Source organism: Streptomyces purpureus, assembly GCF_014648195.1.
Taxonomy (GTDB): Bacteria; Actinomycetota; Actinomycetes; order Streptomycetales; family Streptomycetaceae; genus Streptomyces; species Streptomyces purpureus.
In genome coordinates, this window is record NZ_BMQQ01000002.1 from 256,576 (window position 1) to 271,993 (window position 15,418).

General features: G+C 72.2%; 16 protein-coding genes. 4 read left to right on the top strand and 12 right to left on the bottom strand.

Translation table 11 applies throughout. The features are described 5' to 3' along the window. Positions 1 to 222 precede the first annotated feature (222 nt). Together mmuM and IEZ01_RS04875 are read right to left on the bottom strand one after the other, a co-directional pair. The gene (mmuM, locus tag IEZ01_RS04870) at positions 223 to 1,134 is read right to left on the bottom strand and encodes a homocysteine S-methyltransferase (protein ID WP_189200044.1); all 912 of its coding nucleotides are present in this window, start codon (positions 1,132 to 1,134) and stop codon (positions 223 to 225) included. A gap of 25 nt (positions 1,135 to 1,159) precedes the next feature. After that, positions 1,160 to 2,083 carry an LLM class F420-dependent oxidoreductase gene (locus IEZ01_RS04875; protein WP_019890130.1) on the bottom strand — a complete coding sequence of 308 codons (924 nt, stop codon included), beginning with the start codon at positions 2,081 to 2,083 and terminating at the stop codon, positions 1,160 to 1,162. Between the two features lie 281 nt (positions 2,084 to 2,364). Between IEZ01_RS04875 and IEZ01_RS04880 the strand changes: the two genes are divergently transcribed. After that, the gene (locus tag IEZ01_RS04880; RefSeq protein WP_019890129.1) at positions 2,365 to 2,673 is read left to right on the top strand and encodes a hypothetical protein; all 309 of its coding nucleotides are present in this window, start codon (positions 2,365 to 2,367) and stop codon (positions 2,671 to 2,673) included. Positions 2,674 to 2,705: 32 nt separating this feature from the next. Here IEZ01_RS04880 and IEZ01_RS04885 read toward each other — a convergent pair whose 3' ends face one another. From IEZ01_RS04885 to polX, 5 genes are all read right to left on the bottom strand, one after another. After that, complete coding sequence (locus IEZ01_RS04885; protein ID WP_019890128.1) at positions 2,706 to 3,212, bottom strand: DUF6099 family protein; 507 nt, start codon at positions 3,210 to 3,212, stop codon at positions 2,706 to 2,708. 125 nt (positions 3,213 to 3,337) lie between these two features. Then, on the bottom strand, positions 3,338 to 3,697 hold the full coding sequence (locus IEZ01_RS04890; RefSeq protein WP_019890127.1) for a nucleotide pyrophosphohydrolase: 360 nt from the start codon (positions 3,695 to 3,697) through the stop codon (positions 3,338 to 3,340). A 5-nt stretch (positions 3,698 to 3,702) separates the two neighbouring features. Next, positions 3,703 to 4,869, bottom strand: a complete 1,167-nt coding sequence (locus IEZ01_RS04895; RefSeq protein WP_019890126.1) for an AAA family ATPase — start codon at positions 4,867 to 4,869, stop codon at positions 3,703 to 3,705. Positions 4,870 to 4,924: 55 nt separating this feature from the next. Further along, positions 4,925 to 5,323: a cell division protein SepF gene (locus IEZ01_RS04900; RefSeq protein ID WP_019890125.1), complete on the bottom strand. Its 399-nt coding sequence runs from the start codon at positions 5,321 to 5,323 to the stop codon at positions 4,925 to 4,927. Positions 5,324 to 5,436: 113 nt separating this feature from the next. After that, positions 5,437 to 7,155 carry a DNA polymerase/3'-5' exonuclease PolX gene (polX, locus tag IEZ01_RS04905; RefSeq protein WP_019890124.1) on the bottom strand — a complete coding sequence of 573 codons (1,719 nt, stop codon included), beginning with the start codon at positions 7,153 to 7,155 and terminating at the stop codon, positions 5,437 to 5,439. A 108-nt stretch (positions 7,156 to 7,263) separates the two neighbouring features. On the opposite strand from polX, the gene IEZ01_RS04910 reads away from it, so the two are divergent. Beyond that, positions 7,264 to 8,184 carry a MurR/RpiR family transcriptional regulator gene (locus IEZ01_RS04910; RefSeq protein WP_189200046.1) on the top strand — a complete coding sequence of 307 codons (921 nt, stop codon included), beginning with the start codon at positions 7,264 to 7,266 and terminating at the stop codon, positions 8,182 to 8,184. 249 nt (positions 8,185 to 8,433) lie between these two features. Beyond that, entirely contained in the window at positions 8,434 to 8,889 is a 456-nt protein-coding gene (locus IEZ01_RS04915; RefSeq protein WP_019890122.1) for a hypothetical protein, read from the top strand. Here IEZ01_RS04915 and IEZ01_RS04920 read toward each other — a convergent pair. The 4 genes from IEZ01_RS04920 to mutA form a co-directional block, all read right to left on the bottom strand. After that, on the bottom strand, positions 8,846 to 9,424 hold the full coding sequence (locus IEZ01_RS04920; RefSeq protein WP_019890121.1) for a hypothetical protein: 579 nt from the start codon (positions 9,422 to 9,424) through the stop codon (positions 8,846 to 8,848). The two genes, IEZ01_RS04915 and IEZ01_RS04920, sit on opposite strands and share 44 nt — an antisense overlap. An 80-nt stretch (positions 9,425 to 9,504) precedes the next feature. Further along, positions 9,505 to 10,485, bottom strand: coding sequence for a methylmalonyl Co-A mutase-associated GTPase MeaB (gene meaB / locus IEZ01_RS04925; protein WP_019890120.1), 981 nt, complete (start codon positions 10,483 to 10,485; stop codon positions 9,505 to 9,507). 6 nt (positions 10,486 to 10,491) lie between these two features. After that, a complete protein-coding gene (gene scpA, locus IEZ01_RS04930; RefSeq protein WP_019890119.1) occupies positions 10,492 to 12,696 on the bottom strand; it encodes a methylmalonyl-CoA mutase in 2,205 nt (734 codons plus the stop codon). After that, on the bottom strand, positions 12,696 to 14,537 hold the full coding sequence (mutA, locus tag IEZ01_RS04935; protein ID WP_189200048.1) for a methylmalonyl-CoA mutase small subunit: 1,842 nt from the start codon (positions 14,535 to 14,537) through the stop codon (positions 12,696 to 12,698). The genes scpA and mutA overlap by 1 nt, the downstream gene beginning before the upstream one ends. A gap of 304 nt (positions 14,538 to 14,841) precedes the next feature. Between mutA and IEZ01_RS04940 the strand changes: the two genes are divergently transcribed. Then, entirely contained in the window at positions 14,842 to 15,081 is a 240-nt protein-coding gene (locus tag IEZ01_RS04940) for a helix-turn-helix transcriptional regulator (protein WP_028798087.1), read from the top strand. Here IEZ01_RS04940 and IEZ01_RS04945 read toward each other — a convergent pair. After that, positions 15,073 to 15,399, bottom strand: coding sequence for a helix-turn-helix domain-containing protein (locus IEZ01_RS04945; RefSeq protein ID WP_019890116.1), 327 nt, complete (start codon positions 15,397 to 15,399; stop codon positions 15,073 to 15,075). The two genes, IEZ01_RS04940 and IEZ01_RS04945, sit on opposite strands and share 9 nt — an antisense overlap. Positions 15,400 to 15,418: the final 19 nt, after the last annotated feature.

The following is a 15,418-nucleotide window of genomic DNA, read 5'->3' on the forward strand; positions in this document are numbered from 1 at the left end:
GACCGAGTATGGTCCCGGCGGACGCCTCCGACGAGGCATTTTCCGCGCGCTGCCCGCCGGACGCCCGGCGACGCGGCCCAGGCCGACGGGCCGGGGCACAGGCCGCTCCCCAGTGACAGGCCGGCGGGTCGCCGCCGCTCCCGAGCGACGGTGCCGGGACGCAGGCCCCTCCCCCGCGAGGGGGCCCGTGCGCGGAGGCCGTCCGGCTCACGGCAGGGCCGTTCACGGCGGGCCGGCCGCCAGGGATCTCGTCAGTTCGGCGATCCGGTCCGGGCCGACCCGGCAGCAGCCGCCGACCAGGCGGGCTCCCTCGGCCGTCCACTCCCTCACCCGGCGGGGGTCGTACCTGGCGGCGCCCCGCCACCGTCCGGTGGTGGCGTCCCACCGCTCGCCGCTGTTGGGGTAGACGACCACCGGCTTCCCGGTGGCCTCGGCGGCGATCTCCACGGCCAGGTCCACCTCGTCGACCGTGCAGCAGTTGACGCCCACGGCGGTCACCTGATCGAGGCCCGCCACGAGCGCGAAGGCGCCCGCCAGATCCTGCCCGGCCCGGGTCCGGCCGCCCTCGACCGTGTACGAGAGCCACACGGGCACCCCGCACCCCTCGACGGCCCGCAGCAGCGCCTCGGCCTCGTCGGTGTCCGGGACGGTCTCCAGGGCGAGGACGTCCGGCCCGGCCGCGGCGAGGGCCTCGATCCGGGGCCGGTGGAACCGTTCCAGCTCCCGCACAGTCAGCCCGTACCGGCCCCGGTACTCGCTGCCGTCCGCGAGCATCGCCCCGTACGGCCCGACCGACGCGGCGACCCACACCTCACGACCTGCCGGGTCGGCCGCGGCGCGGGCCAGCTCCACACTGCCGGCGAGCAGGTCGGCCGCCTCCTTCCGGTGGATGCCGCGGTGGCCGAAGCCTTCGAAGGTGGCCTGGTAGCTGGAGGTGATGAGAACCCGCGCGCCCGCTCGCACATAGGCCGTGTGGGCGGCCTCGATCTGCTCGGGTCCGTCCGCGAGCAGCCGGGCCGACCAGAGGGCGTCGGACAGGTCGCACCCCTGGGCCTCCAACTGGTTGGACAGACCGCCGTCGAGGACGAGGACCTCCTCGGCGAGCGCGGCGGCGAGTGTACGGGCGGGTCTCATGGCTCCTCCTGCGGCGCGCGGGCGCTCAGTTCAGCTGGGACTGGACCTTGGCGGAGATCAGCTCCAGATGGTCCAGGTCGTCGAGGTCGAGGACCTGGAGGTAGATACGGGAGGAGCCGATCGCGCCGTAGCGGCCGATCTTGTCGACGACCTCGTCGGGCGAGCCGGCCAGGCCGTTGGCCTTGAGCTCGTCCACGTCCCGGCCGATGGCGGCGGCGCGCCGGGCGACCTCGGCGTCGTCCTTGCCGACGCAGACGACCATGGCGTTGGAGTAGGTCATGTCGCCGGCGGACCGGCCGGCCTCCTCGGCGGCGGCACGGACCCGGCCGAACTGCCGCTCGCTGTCCTCGACCGAGGCGAAGGGGATGTTGAACTCGTCGGCGTACCGCGCGGCCAGCCGGGGCGTGCGGGTGGCGCCGTGGCCTCCGACGAGGACCGGGACCTTGGTCTGGGCGGGTTTGGGCAGCGCGGGCGAGTCGGTGAGCTGGTAGTACCGGCCCTCGTAGGAGAACGTCTTGCCGGTCTCCGTGTCCCAGAGCCCGGTGACGATGGCCAGCTGCTCCTCCAGCCGGCCGAACTTCTCCTTGGGGAAGGGGATGCCGTACGCCTTGTGCTCCTCCTCGAACCAGCCCGCGCCCAGGCCGAGTTCGATCCTGCCGCCGGACATCTGGTCGACCTGGGCGACCTGGATGGCGAGGACGCCGGGCAGCCGGAACGTGCCGGCGGTCATCAGCGTGCCGAGGCGGATCCGGCTGGTCTCGCGGGCGAGGCCGGCCAGGGTGATCCAGGCGTCCGTCGGTCCGGGCAGTCCGTCGGCGGATCCCATGGAGAGGTAGTGGTCGGAGCGGAAGAAGGCGTCGAAGCCGAGTTCCTCGGTGGCCTTGGCCACGGTCAGCAGGGTGTCGTAGCTCGCGCCCTGCTGGGGTTCGGTGAAGATTCGAAGATCCATACCTCCATCCTGCACCGCTGTTCGCGGCTCAACCTTTCCGCCGGTCTGGCGGGTGGAACGTCAACCTGTCAGGCCGCCGGGGGCGTGCTCCGGCCCGGTCGGGTGAATATCACTCCGCGCGGCCGCCCCGGTCCCATGTGGCCAGTGACCGGCGGCGGGCACCCGTCGTTGGCTCGGGCGGAGCCGGACCGCCCGGCCCGCGCGCCGGCGGCAGTCGTCCGGTGCGTCTTTTTCTCTTGCCGCCTTTCCCCGTGGGGAAGGCCTGGGCCGAGGAGGCCGCCATGTCCCAGGAAGCCGCGCCCGAACAGGCGATGCCCGAGCAGCCGGTGGGGCAGTCCGTGCCCGAGCAGAAGACCCCCGCCGCCCCGAAAGGGCTGCTGCAGCAGATGGAGGAGCTGATGGCGGCGCTCACCGCCGACCTGTCCCAGCTCGACGCCGACCTCCAGTCCTCGGCCGACCGCACGGACCGCGACGCGTCCGCCGCGGACCGCGGACAGGCGGCCGAGCACACCGAGCGCGGCCGGCAGACCGCGTGCGCCGAGGGCGTACAGGAGCACGCCGAGGGCGCGAAGGACAAGACCGGCTTCTGAGCGCGGCCACCGCCGCACCGCCTGCGCCGAGATCATGACGGCCCCGCCGTCGAGTCCGCCGGGTCGGCCCGGCCCCATGCCGCGCCGGGCGACCTGCCTCTCTCCCGGACCGCGAGTCTGCGCAGCATCCCCCTGACCCGGTCGTTCGACTCGTCGGCGGCGTCGATCGCCTCGATGCACTGCCAGTACAGCCCCTCCTCGTCGGTGGCGCAGGCGACACCGACGAGGGCGATCCCGACCTCGCCGAGCAGCGCGCTCAGCGCGGTCAGCGCGATACGGGCGTCGCCGACGCCGGTGAGCTGCGCGGCCCGTAAGCCGCCCGTGCGCAGCGCGGGATGGTCCAGCGGTCCGCGCGCGCCACCGATCTCACTGAGCCCGCGCGCCTCGCCCCGCAACTCCTGCGGTCCGCCGAGCGCGAGATGACTTCCCACGGCCTGGGCCAGGGCCTGTGCCTGCCAGGCCTCGGCCACGATGTCCAGCGCGTCCCGGCTCTGGGCCAGGGCATGCCGTCCGACTGCGATGAGCCGCTCCGCTTCCATGTACGCCGCCCCCGTTCGTACGACTGTCTGCTACTCATTCCACTACCCAGAGTGAGTGCGACTGAGCCCAAAAGCCAGGGGAATTCGGAAATCTGTGGACAGGAAGCTCGATGTGAATAAGTCGATCACTCCGAAGAGTGACGATCGGCGCGTGCGGAGCGTCCTGGAGGCCGTCCGACGGGGAAGCGGAGCTCGTTCCGGTCGATCTTCGCGGAGAGCGCGGCCAGCGGGTCGACCCCCAACGACCCGCAGAACTGGAGCAGGTACGCCAGCACATCGGCGACCTCGTCGGCCACCCGGTGGGCGGTGTCCGGCTCGTCCATGACGCGGGCGGCTTCCTCGGGGGTCAACCACTGGAAGATCTCCAGCAGTTCGGCGGCCTCCACGCTGAGCGCGGCCGCGAGGTTCTTGGGGGTGTGGTACGGCTGCCACTCGCGGGAGGCGGCGAACTCCGCCAGCCGGCGCTGCAGTCCCTGAAGGTCCATGTCTGTCACGGCTCCAGGTCTACCACTGCCGCTCCGGTGGTCTCCCGGGCGTGGACGGCGCCCGCGGCGCCGACCGTGCCGACGAGCCTGAGGTGGCCGTCGGCGCAGATGCCGGTGGCGAGCGAGAGCAGGGATGTGGTCTGGCGGTCGTCCAGGCCGCGGTCGAATCCGTCGGCGAGGACGGTCAGCGTCTGCATGGCGCCCGGCACTTCGGCGACCTGGTCCATCGCGAGCACACCCGGACCGGTCAGCAGCACGAGCGCCAGGGCGAGATAGCGCAGTTCGCCGTCGCCGAGCCGGCCGAACGGGGTGCCGTGCCCGGCGCCCGGGCCGCCGGCCGCCGGACCGCCCCGGTCCAGCAGGGCCCGTACCGTCCCGTCGGCGAGCGCTTCGACGTCCAGGCCCGCCACCGGTCCGGCGCACCCCGCCCGGGCCATCGCGGCGAGCCGGGCGTGGCGGCGGGTGCAGGCGGTACGGGTGCGGTGGAGCACCTCCGCCAGGTTGTCGCAGCCGCGCCGCAGCCGTCCCGCGCCGACGGCGACCGGGGCGCGCATGCGGTGGGGCTGCGGATCGCAGGCGAAGACCGAGCGCAGGGCGACGACGACCTGTTCGGCGGCGGCCAGGACCCGTAACTGCCCGGGTGTCCTGCCGGCCACCCGCAGCGGGAGCAGGGCGGTGGCGAGCCGGTCGTCGGGCAGCGGCGCGCGGGTGACCGGCGCGCCGCTGCCCGCCGTGTGCCACTCGGCCTGCACGGTGGCGCGCCCGGGGTCCCGCAGCGCCGTGGTCAGCAGGGTCGTCCCGTCGGCGGTGAGGCGTTCGCCGACGATCCGCAGGGCGGGTTCGGCCTGGACGGCCACGTCGAGGCGTACGGTCCCGGCCGGCCCGGCGGTGGTGCAGCCGATCCGGAAGCCGCGCCTGCCCTGGGCGTCGGGCCCGGCCCGCTCCGGTACGCACGCCTCGGCGTCCGGGAAGACGCTCGCGAGCCGGGCGCCCGCGCCCAGGCGCGCGAGCGCCTCGTACGCCTCCAGTGCGCTGGACTTGCCGGTGCCGCTCGCCCCCGCGAAGAGTGTCACCGGCCCCAGCGGATAGACGGCCGCGCGATGCGACTTGAAGGCCGAGAGCCGCAGGTGGGTGACTGTCGGGCGGGTCGGGCAGGCGGCGACGGAGTCCATGAGGGGGACGCTATGCAGCGCCCCGACGCTGAACCGTTTTGCCCGGTTGGTCTTCCTACGATTGGGGGACGGCGGCGGCCGCCGCACCCTCCACCTCGGTGCCCACGGGGGCGAGCAGGAAGACGTTCTTGTCGACGCGGTGCATGCCGCTGCCGAGGCCGAAGACGACACCGCTGCTGAAGTCCAGGATGCGCTTGGCGACTTCGGTGTCGGCGCCCGTCAGGTCGAGGAGGACCGGGATCTGGGCGATGAGGTACTCGGCGACCTCGCGCGCGTCCGCGAAGACCTGCACCCGCAGCACGATCATCCGGCGCTGCTCGACGGCCTCGTACGGCTCGGGCAGTGTCCGGTGGTCGACCCTGGAGGGCCATTCGTTGCGCCCCCGCAGCGGCAGGACCTGGGCGAGGCCCTCCCACTGCTCGTCGGTGACGTCGTACCTCTCGTACCTACTCATGCACCCATCCTCCCGTTCCTCACCCGTTCGGCCCAACAGCGACACGACCGGGCTGTCGACCGCAACAAGATCATTGGAAGGGCGCCACTGTCACGTCGGGTACCGCCGGGCGGTCATCCCGGTCGCAGGAAGCGGCGCAGACGCCCCAGTGGCCAGGTGTTGATGACGTCCTCATCGGTCAGCCAGCCGCGCTGGGCCATACCGATGCCGTAGCGCAGATACGGCAGATGAGTGGTGGAGTGGGCGTCGGAGTTCACGGCGAATTTCACGCCGTACGTCTTGGCCCGCAGGATGTCGTCGTCGCACAGGTCGAGGCGCTCGGGGTGGGAGTTGATCTCCAGGGCGGTGCCGGTGCGGGCGCAGGCCTCGAAGACGGCGTCGAAGTCGGCGTCCAGGCCGGGGCGCTTGCCGATCCGGCGGGTGGTGGGGTGGCCGATGACCGAGACGTACGGGTTCTCGGCGGCGCGGACCAGCCGGCGGGTGAGGCGGTCACGGCTCTGGTTGAAGTGGGAGTGGACGGAGGCCACGCAGATGTCGAAGCCGGCGAGGAACTCGCCGGGCCAGTCGACCTCGCCGTCGGGTCCGATGTTGAGCTCGGTCCCGTGCAGCAGCCGCATCCCCCGGTGTACGCGGTCGAGTTCACGGACGCGGGCACGCTGGGCGAGCATCTTCTCCTGGGTCATGCGCTGCATGGCGAGGTCGGGGGCGTGGTCCGTGACGGCGAAGTAGGCGTAGCCGCGGGCCGCGGCCGCCTCCACCATCGCCTCCAGCGAGGAGAGCCCGTCGGTGAGGTCGGTGTGCGTGTGCAGATCGCCGCGCACGGCGTCCTCGGTGATCAGGTCGGGCAGTTCGCCGCGTTCGGCGGCCGCGATCTCGCCGCGGTCCTCGCGCAGGGTGGGCGGGATCCAGGGCAGCCCGAGCCGTTCGTAGATCGCCTCCTCGGTCTCGGAGGTGATCTTGCGGCCGCTCTTGGCGTGGAAGAGGCCGTACTCGGAGAGCTTCAGCTTTCTGCGGACGGCGATCTCGCGGGTGCGGATGTTGTGCGCCTTGGAGCCGGTGAAGTACTGCAGTCCGGCGCCCCAGGAGCCGGGCGGCAGGACCCGCAGGTCGACCTGGAGGCCCTTGGCGGTGCGGATGGAGGTCTTCTTCTCGCCGTGCGCGAGTGTCTCGGCAACCTCCGGGAGCGCGACGAGCGCGGCCATGAAGGGGGCGGAGGCCTCGGCCGCGACCAGGATGTCGACGTCACCGATCGTGTCGCGCATCCGGCGCAGCGATCCCGCGTAGGCGCAGCGTTCGCAGCCGGGAAGGGCGGAGAGCTCACCGACGATCCGCTCGGCGACCTCCATCGCCGCGTCGAGGAGGATCCGCCCGCCGGAGGCGCGCAGCAGCTCGATGCCGTGGAGGATGTTCTGCTCCGTCTTCTCGCCGAATCCCTTGAGGTCGCGCAGGCGTTCGCCGTGGATGGCGGCGACGAGCGCGTCGACGGAGGAGATGCCGAGCTCCTGGTGGAGGAGCATCGCCTTGCGCGGGCCGAGCTGGGGGATGGCGATCAGCTCGCGGACCCCGGCGGGGATGTGCTCGCGCCGCTCCTCGACGGCCGAGACCTGGCCGGAGCTGAGGAACTCCACGATCTTCTCGGCGATGGAGCGGCCGACGCCCGGGATCTCCCGCAGCTCCTTGACGTCCAGGCCGGCGACGTCCGCGGGGTGCCCGCCGACCGCCCGGGCGGCCTTCTCGTACGCGCGGGCCTTGAAGGCGTCGCCGCCGCTGATCCTGACGAGGTCGGCGTACTCCTGCAGGAGTGCCTGGACCTCCGCGTTGGTCCGGGGCATGGTTCCAGGGTGCGCGCGCCGCCCCTCGGTCGCCACCACGCCGCCCGCCCCATGGGGCCACGCTCCGTGAACTATCTTGGGCTCGACGGGACACGAAGGAGGCACCCCGTGCCATCAGGGCAGCAGGCGCGCGCACAGGCCGCCGCCATCACGCCGGGCAGAGGCTCCGCCGAACCGGCGTCGGCACCCGCGGACCGGGTCCGGGCGCTGTTCGGCGGGCACCGGCTGTCCCCGGCCCAGCGGCGGATCGCCCAGTACATGATCGACCACCTCACCGAGGCCGCGTTCCTGTCGATCACGGACCTCGCGGAGCGGGTCGGGGTCAGTCAGCCGTCGGTGACGCGGTTCGCCACCTCGCTCGGCTTCAGCGGCTTCCCGGCGCTGCGGGAGGCACTCCAGCCGATCGCGCTGAGCGCGGTGGCCGGCTCCCCCGACGTGCGGGAGGACCGCCGCAACGAACTCCAGGCCGCGGTGGACGCCGAGATCGACAACCTGGAGTCGCTGCGCCGGGTGCTCGCCGACACCGACCAGGTCCTCGATATGGGCCGGGAGCTCGCCCGGTCCGTCCCGCTGACCATCCTGGGCCTGCGGATCTCGGTCTCCCTGGCCGAGTACTTCGCCTACGCGGCCCGCCGGATCCACCCCGACGTACGGGTGGTGACCCGTGGCGGCAGCGTCTCCTACGACGCGCTGCTCCAGGCCCGGGAGGCGGGCGGCACATGGGTGCTGGCCTTCGCGATGCCCCGGCACGCCAGGGAGACGCTGGCCGCGATCAGGGCCGCGCGGGGCGTGGGGCTGAAGGTCGCGCTCATCACCGACCTGGCGCTCGGATCGCTGGTGGAGGAGGCCGACGTGGCATTCACGGCGGGGACGGGGTCGCGGCTGGTCTTCGACTCGTACGCGGCGCCGCAGCTGCTGTCGGCGTCGCTGCTCCAGGCGATGGCGGACGCGGATCCGGAGCGGACGCAGCTGCGTCTGGAGGGATACGAGCAGGCCGCCGAGCAGCACAATTTCTTCCTGGAGGACTGACACCGGGGCCCGATGGCGCCCGGTCTTTTTTTCATGCCTCGCGCCGCATGAAATTTTTCATACCCTTGCTTACTCGACGGTATATATATTTACTGCTTGTGGCGCCCGGGCCCCTGCCGACCCCCTCCTCCTCATGTCGGCCCCTGGTGTTCCATCCGCGGCGGTCTCGGTCAACCCCTGGGCCGGGACCGCCGCACCCCCTCCCATCAGGGCATTCATCTTCAGGTCACCCTTCTGGAAGCGACAACGATGTCCCCGACCTACTCCCCCGTCAGCGCCGACTGGCCGTGCCAGGTCAGGACTCCGGGCAACCGCGACTGGGAACGCACGGCAGCCCGCTGGCTGCGTGATCTTCTGCCGGCCCGCTACGCCGGTTACTCGCCGCTCACCCGCCACCCGGTGCTGCTGGCGCGCCATGCGCAGCTTCAGATACAGCACGAGATACGCGCGGTTCGGGTGGCTCTGCAGACCTCTCGGGCGGAGCTGCCCACGCTCGGGGTGCCCGAGCCCACGATCGAGAACGCGATCCAGATGTACGCCGTCGAGCTGGAGCAGCTGGGACGGCTGGCGCGCGGCGTCCGCCTCGTGACGGAGGCGCTGCTCGCGGCCGGTTCGGCCCGGGACGGCGGGCCGGTACGGGGCGGTGCCCGTCAGGCGGCACTCACGCCGCGAGCCGCAGCTCCTGGCGTACCACGATCGCGTTGAGCCGGATCGCGTACGGGGCGATGTCGTCGACCTTCAGGACACCGGCCCGGGCCTTGTCCAGGCCGACGGTCACGTCGACGCAGAAGGCGATGGCGTACATGTGCTCCCCCGTCTCCTCGTCCTGGAGGGCGAAGAGCAGGTCACGGTAGTAGCTGGTGCGCTCCCGGTCCTCGGCGTAGTACGAGAGGCCGGGCTCGCCCTCCTGCACGGCGAGGCCGGTGAAGGCGCGTACGAGCTCCTGCTCGATCGTGCCCCAGAAGGAGGCGGCGGCGAACGACTCGGGCAGCGCCTGGCGGACGGCCTCCTTGAGGGACTCCACCATGACCTGGACCGGGGCGGTCTCCTGAAGGCCCCAGCCCCGGACCATCTTCACGATCGTGCTGTCAGGGATGGCGGCGGCCGCCTCCCGGATGTGGCCGAAGTCGAAGTTGACGGTCGCCGGGGCGATCGCCTCCTGGAACGTCCGGTCGAGGCCCCGGGCCTGGTCGAGATGGGCCGGGCCCACCTCGATGACCGTCCTGAAACTGGCAGCCATGACTCCTCCTGAGGGTGTCGCGGTGATCGGGAGGGGTCAGTATGCCCAGCGGCCGGGGCCCGGGGCGATCGTGTCTCAGATCAGCGCGGCCCGAACGCCTCCAGGATCCGCATCGCGGCCAGCGTCGGGGTCAATTCCCCCTCGCGGACCCGGCGTTCCAGCTCCGGGGTGAGGTCCCGTACCTCGGGGTGGGCCCGCAGCCGGCCGAGCAGCTCGTCGTGGACCATGGCCCAGGCCCAGTCAACCTGCTGGTCACGGCGTTTGGCGGCGAGCCGGCCGCCCGCGTCCAGGAGCGTACGGTGCTGCTCCAGGCGGTCCCAGACGGTGTCGAGGCCGGAGGATTCGCGGGCGCTGCAGCTGAGCACCGGCGGGGTCCAGGCCGCGTCGGCCGGGTGCATCAGGCGCAGGGCGCCCGCGAGTTCGCGGGCCGCGCCGCGGGCGTCGCGCTCGTGCGGGCCGTCGGCCTTGTTGACGGCGATGACGTCGGCCAGTTCCAGCACGCCCTTCTTGATGCCCTGGAGCTGGTCGCCGGTGCGGGCGAGGGTGAGCAGCAGGAAGGAGTCGACCATGCCGGCGACGGTGGTCTCCGACTGGCCGACGCCGACGGTCTCGACGAGGACGACGTCGTAGCCCGCCGCCTCCATCACGACCATGGACTCGCGGGTGGCCTTGGCCACCCCGCCCAGGGTGCCCGCGCTCGGCGACGGCCGCACGAACGCGGCCGGGTCGACGGCGAGCCGCTCCATCCTGGTCTTGTCGCCCAGGATGGAGCCGCCGGTGCGGGTGGAGGACGGGTCGACGGCGAGGACCGCGACCCGGTGGCCGAGACCGGTGAGCATCGTCCCGAAGGCGTCGATGAAGGTCGACTTGCCCACCCCGGGCACCCCGCTGATGCCGATCCGCCGGGCGTTTCCGGTGTGTGGCAGCAGCTCGGTCAGCAGCCGCTGGGCGAGGACGCGGTGGTCGGGGCGGGTGGACTCGACGAGGGTGATCGCGCGGGCGATCCACGCGCGTTTCCCGTCGAGCACCCCCTTCACACAGGTGTCCAGATCGATGCGCATGCGCGCCTACAGCTCGTCGTGGCCCAGTGTCGCGGCGAGCCGCGTCACCAGGTCATGGGCCGCGTCCGGGATCACCGTGCCGGGCGGGAAGACCGCCGCCGCGCCCATTTCCAGGAGCGTGGGCACGTCCTGCGGCGGGATGACTCCGCCCACGACGATCATGATGTCGTCGCGGCCCTCCTCCGCGAGCTGCTCGCGCAGCGCGGGGACAAGGGTCAGATGGCCGGCCGCCAGCGACGAGACGCCCACGACGTGCACGTCCGCCTCGACGGCCTGCCGGGCCACCTCGGCCGGGGTCTGGAAGAGCGGGCCGACGTCGACGTCGAAGCCCAGGTCGGCGAAGGCGGTGGCGATGACCTTCTGGCCGCGGTCGTGGCCGTCCTGGCCCATCTTGGCGACGAGGATGCGCGGGCGGCGGCCCTCCGCCTCCTCGAAGCGCTCGACGAGGGAGCGGGTGCGTTCCACGGAGGGGGATGCTCCTGCCTCGGTGCGGTACACACCGGAGATCGTACGGATCTGGCTCGCGTGGCGGCCGTAGACCTTCTCCAGGGCGTCGGAGATCTCGCCGACGGTGGCCTTGGCGCGGGCGGCGTTCACGGCGAGGGCGAGGAGGTTGGACTCCAGGCCGGTGCCGGAGTCCCGGCCTGCGGCCTCGGTGAGCGCGCGCAGCGCGTCCTGGGTGGCGTTCTCGTCGCGCTCCTCGCGCAGCCGGCGCAGCTTGGCGATCTGCTGGGCGCGCACGGAGGAGTTGTCGACCTTGAGGACGTCGATCTGCTCGTCGTTCTCGACGCGGTACTTGTTGACGCCGATGACGGGCTGGCGTCCGGAGTCGATACGGGCCTGGGTGCGGGCGGCCGCCTCCTCGACGCGCATCTTGGGGATGCCGGCGTCGATGGCCTGGGCCATGCCGCCGGCCGCCTCGACCTCCTGGATGTGCTGCCAGGCGCGCCGCGCCAGGTCGTAGGTGAGCTTCTCGACGTAGGCGCTGCCGCCCCAGGGGTCGATGACCCGGCAGGTACCGGACTCCTGCTGGAGCACCAGCTGGGTGTTGCGGGCGATCCGGGCGGAGAAGTCCGTCGGCAGGGCGAGCGCCTCGTCGAGGGCGTTGGTGTGCAGCGACTGGGTGTGGCCCTGGGTGGCGGCCATCGCCTCGACGCAGGTGCGGGTGACGTTGTTGAAGACGTCCTGGGCGGTCAGGGACCAGCCGGAGGTCTGCGAGTGGGTGCGCAGGGAGAGCGACTTGGCGTTCTTCGGGTCGAACTCCTTGACCAGCCGGGCCCACAGCAGCCGGGCCGCCCGCATCTTGGCGATCTCCATGAAGAAGTTCATGCCGATGGCCCAGAAGAAGGAGAGCCGCGGCGCGAACGCGTCCACGTCGAGGCCGGCGTCGCGGCCCGCGCGCAGGTACTCCACCCCGTCGGCCAGCGTGTACGCCAGCTCCAGGTCGGCCGTCGCGCCCGCTTCCTGGATGTGGTAGCCGGAGATGGAGATGGAGTTGTAGCGCGGCATCTTCTGCGAGGTGTACGCGAAGATGTCGGAGATGATCCGCATCGAGGGCCGGGGCGGGTAGATGTAGGTGTTGCGGACCATGAACTCCTTGAGGATGTCGTTCTGGATGGTCCCGGCCAGCTTCTCGGGCGGTACGCCCTGCTCCTCGGCGGCCACGATGTAGAGGGCGAGGACCGGCAGCACGGCGCCGTTCATCGTCATCGACACGGTCATCTTGTCGAGCGGGATGCCGTCGAAGAGCTGGCGCATGTCGTAGATGGAGTCGATGGCGACGCCCGCCATGCCGACGTCGCCGGTGACGCGCGGGTGGTCGCTGTCGTAGCCGCGGTGGGTCGGCAGGTCGAAGGCGACCGACAGACCCTTCTGTCCGGCGGCGAGGTTGCGCCGATAGAAGGCGTTGGACTCCTCGGCGGTGGAGAAACCGGCGTACTGCCGGATCGTCCACGGCTGGTTGACGTACATCGTCGGGTAGGGGCCGCGCAGGTACGGCGCGACGCCCGGGTACGTGCCGAGGAAGTCCAGGCCCTCCGCGTCACGGCCGGTGTACAGCGGCTTGACGGCGATGCCCTCCGGGGTCTCCCAGACCAGGTCGTCGGCGCTGCTGCCGGTCGATTCCTTGACGGCCGTACGCCACTGCTCCTCGGTGGTGCCGGCCGGCGTGCCGGAGTCCAGGGGGACTTCGGAGAAGTCCGGAATGTGCATCACGCCGCCACTCCCATGCGGTCCAGGACGGAGGACAGGACGCCGACGGCGTCGCAGCCCGCGAAGATGTATGCGTCGACGCTCGCGTGCTCGGCGGGCCGGCCCGCGAGGAACACCGACTGCGCGCCGGCCGACTTCAGCGCCTGGGCGACCTCGGCGGCCTGCTCCTCGTAGAGCGCGTCGCTGGAGCAGAGGCAGGCGATGGTGGCGCCGCTGGCGGTGAAGGCCTCGGCGGCGGTGGCCGCGTCCACGGAGACGGGGTCGTGGGCGGGCTCGACGCCGCCGGCCTGGAAGAGGTTGGCGGCGAAGGTGGCCCGGGCGGTGTGCGCCGAGGCCGGGCCGAGCGCGGCGAGGAAGACCTTGGGGCGGGCGCCGGTGGCGGCGAGGTGGGCGTCGGAGCGGCTCCGCAGCTCCTCGTACGCCTCGTCGCGGCGCACCCGCGGGAGTCCGCCGGCCGGCGGGACGGGGGCGGGCTCGCGCTCGACGGGCTTCTCCGCCAGGTGCGGGAACTCGCTGACGCCGGTGATCGGTTCGCGCCGCTTGGCCAGCTTCTTCTTGCGCGCGTCCCAGGTGGCGGCGATCCGCTCGCCGAGCAGCCCGGAGCGAAGGGCCTGCTCCTGGCCGCCGGAGCGCTCCAGCTCCTGGAAGAACTCCCAGGCCGCGTGGGCGAGTTCGGTGGTGAGGCGCTCGACGTAATAGGAACCGCCGGCGGGGTCGGCGACCCGGCCGAGGTGCGACTCCTCAAGCAGGATGGAGGAGGTGTTGCGGGCGATACGGCGGGCGAAGGCGTCCGGCAGGCCCAGCTCGTGGTCGAAGGGCAGCACGGTGACGGCGTCCGCGCCGCCGACCCCGGCACCGAGGCAGGCGATGGTGGTACGGAGCATGTTCACGTACGGGTCGCGGCGGGTCATCATCACCGGCGAGGTGACGGCGTGCTGGCGCTGCGCGCCCGCCCCGGGCGCACCGGACGCCTCGGCGATCCGGGCCCACAGGCGGCGCGCCGCCCGGAACTTGGCGATGGTGAGGAACTGGTCGGCCGTGGCCGCGTAGCGGAACTCCAGCTGCCCCAGGGCCGCTTCGACCGGCAGGCCGGCGTCGGTGAGGTGGCGCATGTGTGCGACGGCGGTCGCCAGCGAGGCACCGAGCTCCTGCGCGGCGGAGGCGCCGGCCTCGTGGTACGGCAGCGCGTCCACCGTCAGGGCCCGAAGCCCCGGGTACTGCTCGTGGCAGCGCCGGGCGAGCGCCGCGGTGTCCTGCCAGTCGACGGCGTTTCCGGTGCGGGCGGCGAGGGCGAGCGGGTCCGCCCCGAGGTTGCCGCGGGCCGCGGCGGGGGCGACGCCCTGGGCCTCGTACAGCCGCAGCAACTCCTCGGCGGCAGCGGTCGTTCCGGCTCCGGCGTCGAGAACGACCGGCGCGAGGTCGAGGTAGACGCCGTCGAGGGCCTGGGCGAGGCCGTCGACCGGCACGCCGAGGTCGCCGACGGTCAGCCACAGCGAGGTGACCCCGTTCTCCAGGTCGGCGAGGACCGCTTCGTTGGTACGGGCCGCCTCGGGCCGGCCATGCCGCTGCCGTACGTCCCAGCCGCCCACGGGGCGGCCGCCGCGTACATACGGGGCGAAGCCCGGATATCCGGTGTCCGCGACGGCGTCGCGCGGGGTGTAGAGGGGGCGGGCGACGAGTCCGTCGTCCAGCGCCGTCGTGAGCGCTTCCTCGGCCGCTTCGCCCGAGACGTCCTTGCCCGACTTGCGCAGCACACCTTCGACAAGGCGCTGCCACTGGTCATGGGTGGCGTCCGGGAACTCGGCGGCGAGCGAAAGCCCGTCATCGGGGAGAACCGTCATGCGGGGGATGCTAGGCCAGCGGCACGGATGAGCAGCAGGGGCTACAGCTGTGACGTTGCCCTCGCCAGACCCCACCCGTACGACCCCCCTGACCTCCGCACACGGGTGGGGAGGAGGCCTTCCCTCCCCCAGGGAATGTAGTAGACGTGCTACCGTTTTGATAGTAGACCTGCTACGAGAAAGACAACTACTTTGATCGTTACGGACGAACTCAAGGGTGGGCTCGGGCGGGCCGCAGGGGTCCGCGCGGCAGCCGCCGCGGCCCGCGGCCCGCGCATGCGATACGGATCACAGGGCGGGCGCGATGACTGACACCGTCCACAACAGGATCGCCATGCTCCGTGCGGAACGGGGCATCTCGCGCCGGCAGCTCTCCGAGGCCCTGGGCATCCACTATCAGACGGTGGGTTATCTGGAGAGGGGCGAGTACAGCCCGAGCCTGTATCTCGCCCTGCGGATCGCCCAGTACTTCTCCGTGCCGGTGGAGGTGGTCTTCTCGACCGAGCCGTTCCCCCGGCTCGGCAGCGGCGAGGGGTCAGGGTGACGTCCCGGGCGGGGTGAAGTCGGCGTACAGGCGCCGGGGCCACAGCGGTGCCTGGAGGGTGACCTCCAGGAGGAAGACGGTCCGCATGTCCACCAGTCCGGTGCCGCCGAGGATCCGCAGGATCGTGGGGTGGGTCGTGCCGGCGCGCTGCGCGAGGGCGCGCGCGCTCAGGCCGCGGGTGCGCATCAGGGCGCGCAGGGCGAGGGCGAGTTCCTGGCCGGCGTGGGCGGTGGGCGGTGCGTCCGGGAGCAGCAGGGCGTCCGGCCATTCACCCGCGAGGACGTAGGAGACCGGAGGGCGGTCGGTGGGGTTGCGCATGTTCCCTCCTCATCGGGAA

Excerpts from the sequence above, each read along its gene's own strand:
- IEZ01_RS04915 (WP_019890122.1), top strand. The coding sequence starts at position 8,434 with ATGTCCCCGACCTACTCCCCCGTCAGCGCCGACTGGCCGTGCCAGGTC.
- IEZ01_RS04945 (WP_019890116.1), bottom strand. The coding sequence starts at position 15,399 with ATGCGCAACCCCACCGACCGCCCTCCGGTCTCCTACGTCCTCGCGGGT.
- IEZ01_RS04875 (WP_019890130.1), bottom strand. The coding sequence starts at position 2,083 with ATGGATCTTCGAATCTTCACCGAACCCCAGCAGGGCGCGAGCTACGAC.
- IEZ01_RS04890 (WP_019890127.1), bottom strand. The coding sequence starts at position 3,697 with ATGGACCTTCAGGGACTGCAGCGCCGGCTGGCGGAGTTCGCCGCCTCC.
- IEZ01_RS04920 (WP_019890121.1), bottom strand. The coding sequence starts at position 9,424 with ATGGCTGCCAGTTTCAGGACGGTCATCGAGGTGGGCCCGGCCCATCTC.
- mutA (WP_189200048.1), bottom strand. The coding sequence starts at position 14,537 with ATGACGGTTCTCCCCGATGACGGGCTTTCGCTCGCCGCCGAGTTCCCG.
- IEZ01_RS04895 (WP_019890126.1), bottom strand. The coding sequence starts at position 4,869 with ATGGACTCCGTCGCCGCCTGCCCGACCCGCCCGACAGTCACCCACCTG.
- IEZ01_RS04940 (WP_028798087.1), top strand. The coding sequence starts at position 14,842 with ATGACTGACACCGTCCACAACAGGATCGCCATGCTCCGTGCGGAACGG.
- polX (WP_019890124.1), bottom strand. The coding sequence starts at position 7,155 with ATGCCCCGGACCAACGCGGAGGTCCAGGCACTCCTGCAGGAGTACGCC.
- IEZ01_RS04880 (WP_019890129.1), top strand. The coding sequence starts at position 2,365 with ATGTCCCAGGAAGCCGCGCCCGAACAGGCGATGCCCGAGCAGCCGGTG.
- IEZ01_RS04885 (WP_019890128.1), bottom strand. The coding sequence starts at position 3,212 with ATGGAAGCGGAGCGGCTCATCGCAGTCGGACGGCATGCCCTGGCCCAG.
- IEZ01_RS04900 (WP_019890125.1), bottom strand. The coding sequence starts at position 5,323 with ATGAGTAGGTACGAGAGGTACGACGTCACCGACGAGCAGTGGGAGGGC.
- meaB (WP_019890120.1), bottom strand. The coding sequence starts at position 10,485 with ATGCGCATCGATCTGGACACCTGTGTGAAGGGGGTGCTCGACGGGAAA.
- scpA (WP_019890119.1), bottom strand. The coding sequence starts at position 12,696 with ATGCACATTCCGGACTTCTCCGAAGTCCCCCTGGACTCCGGCACGCCG.
- mmuM (WP_189200044.1), bottom strand. The coding sequence starts at position 1,134 with ATGAGACCCGCCCGTACACTCGCCGCCGCGCTCGCCGAGGAGGTCCTC.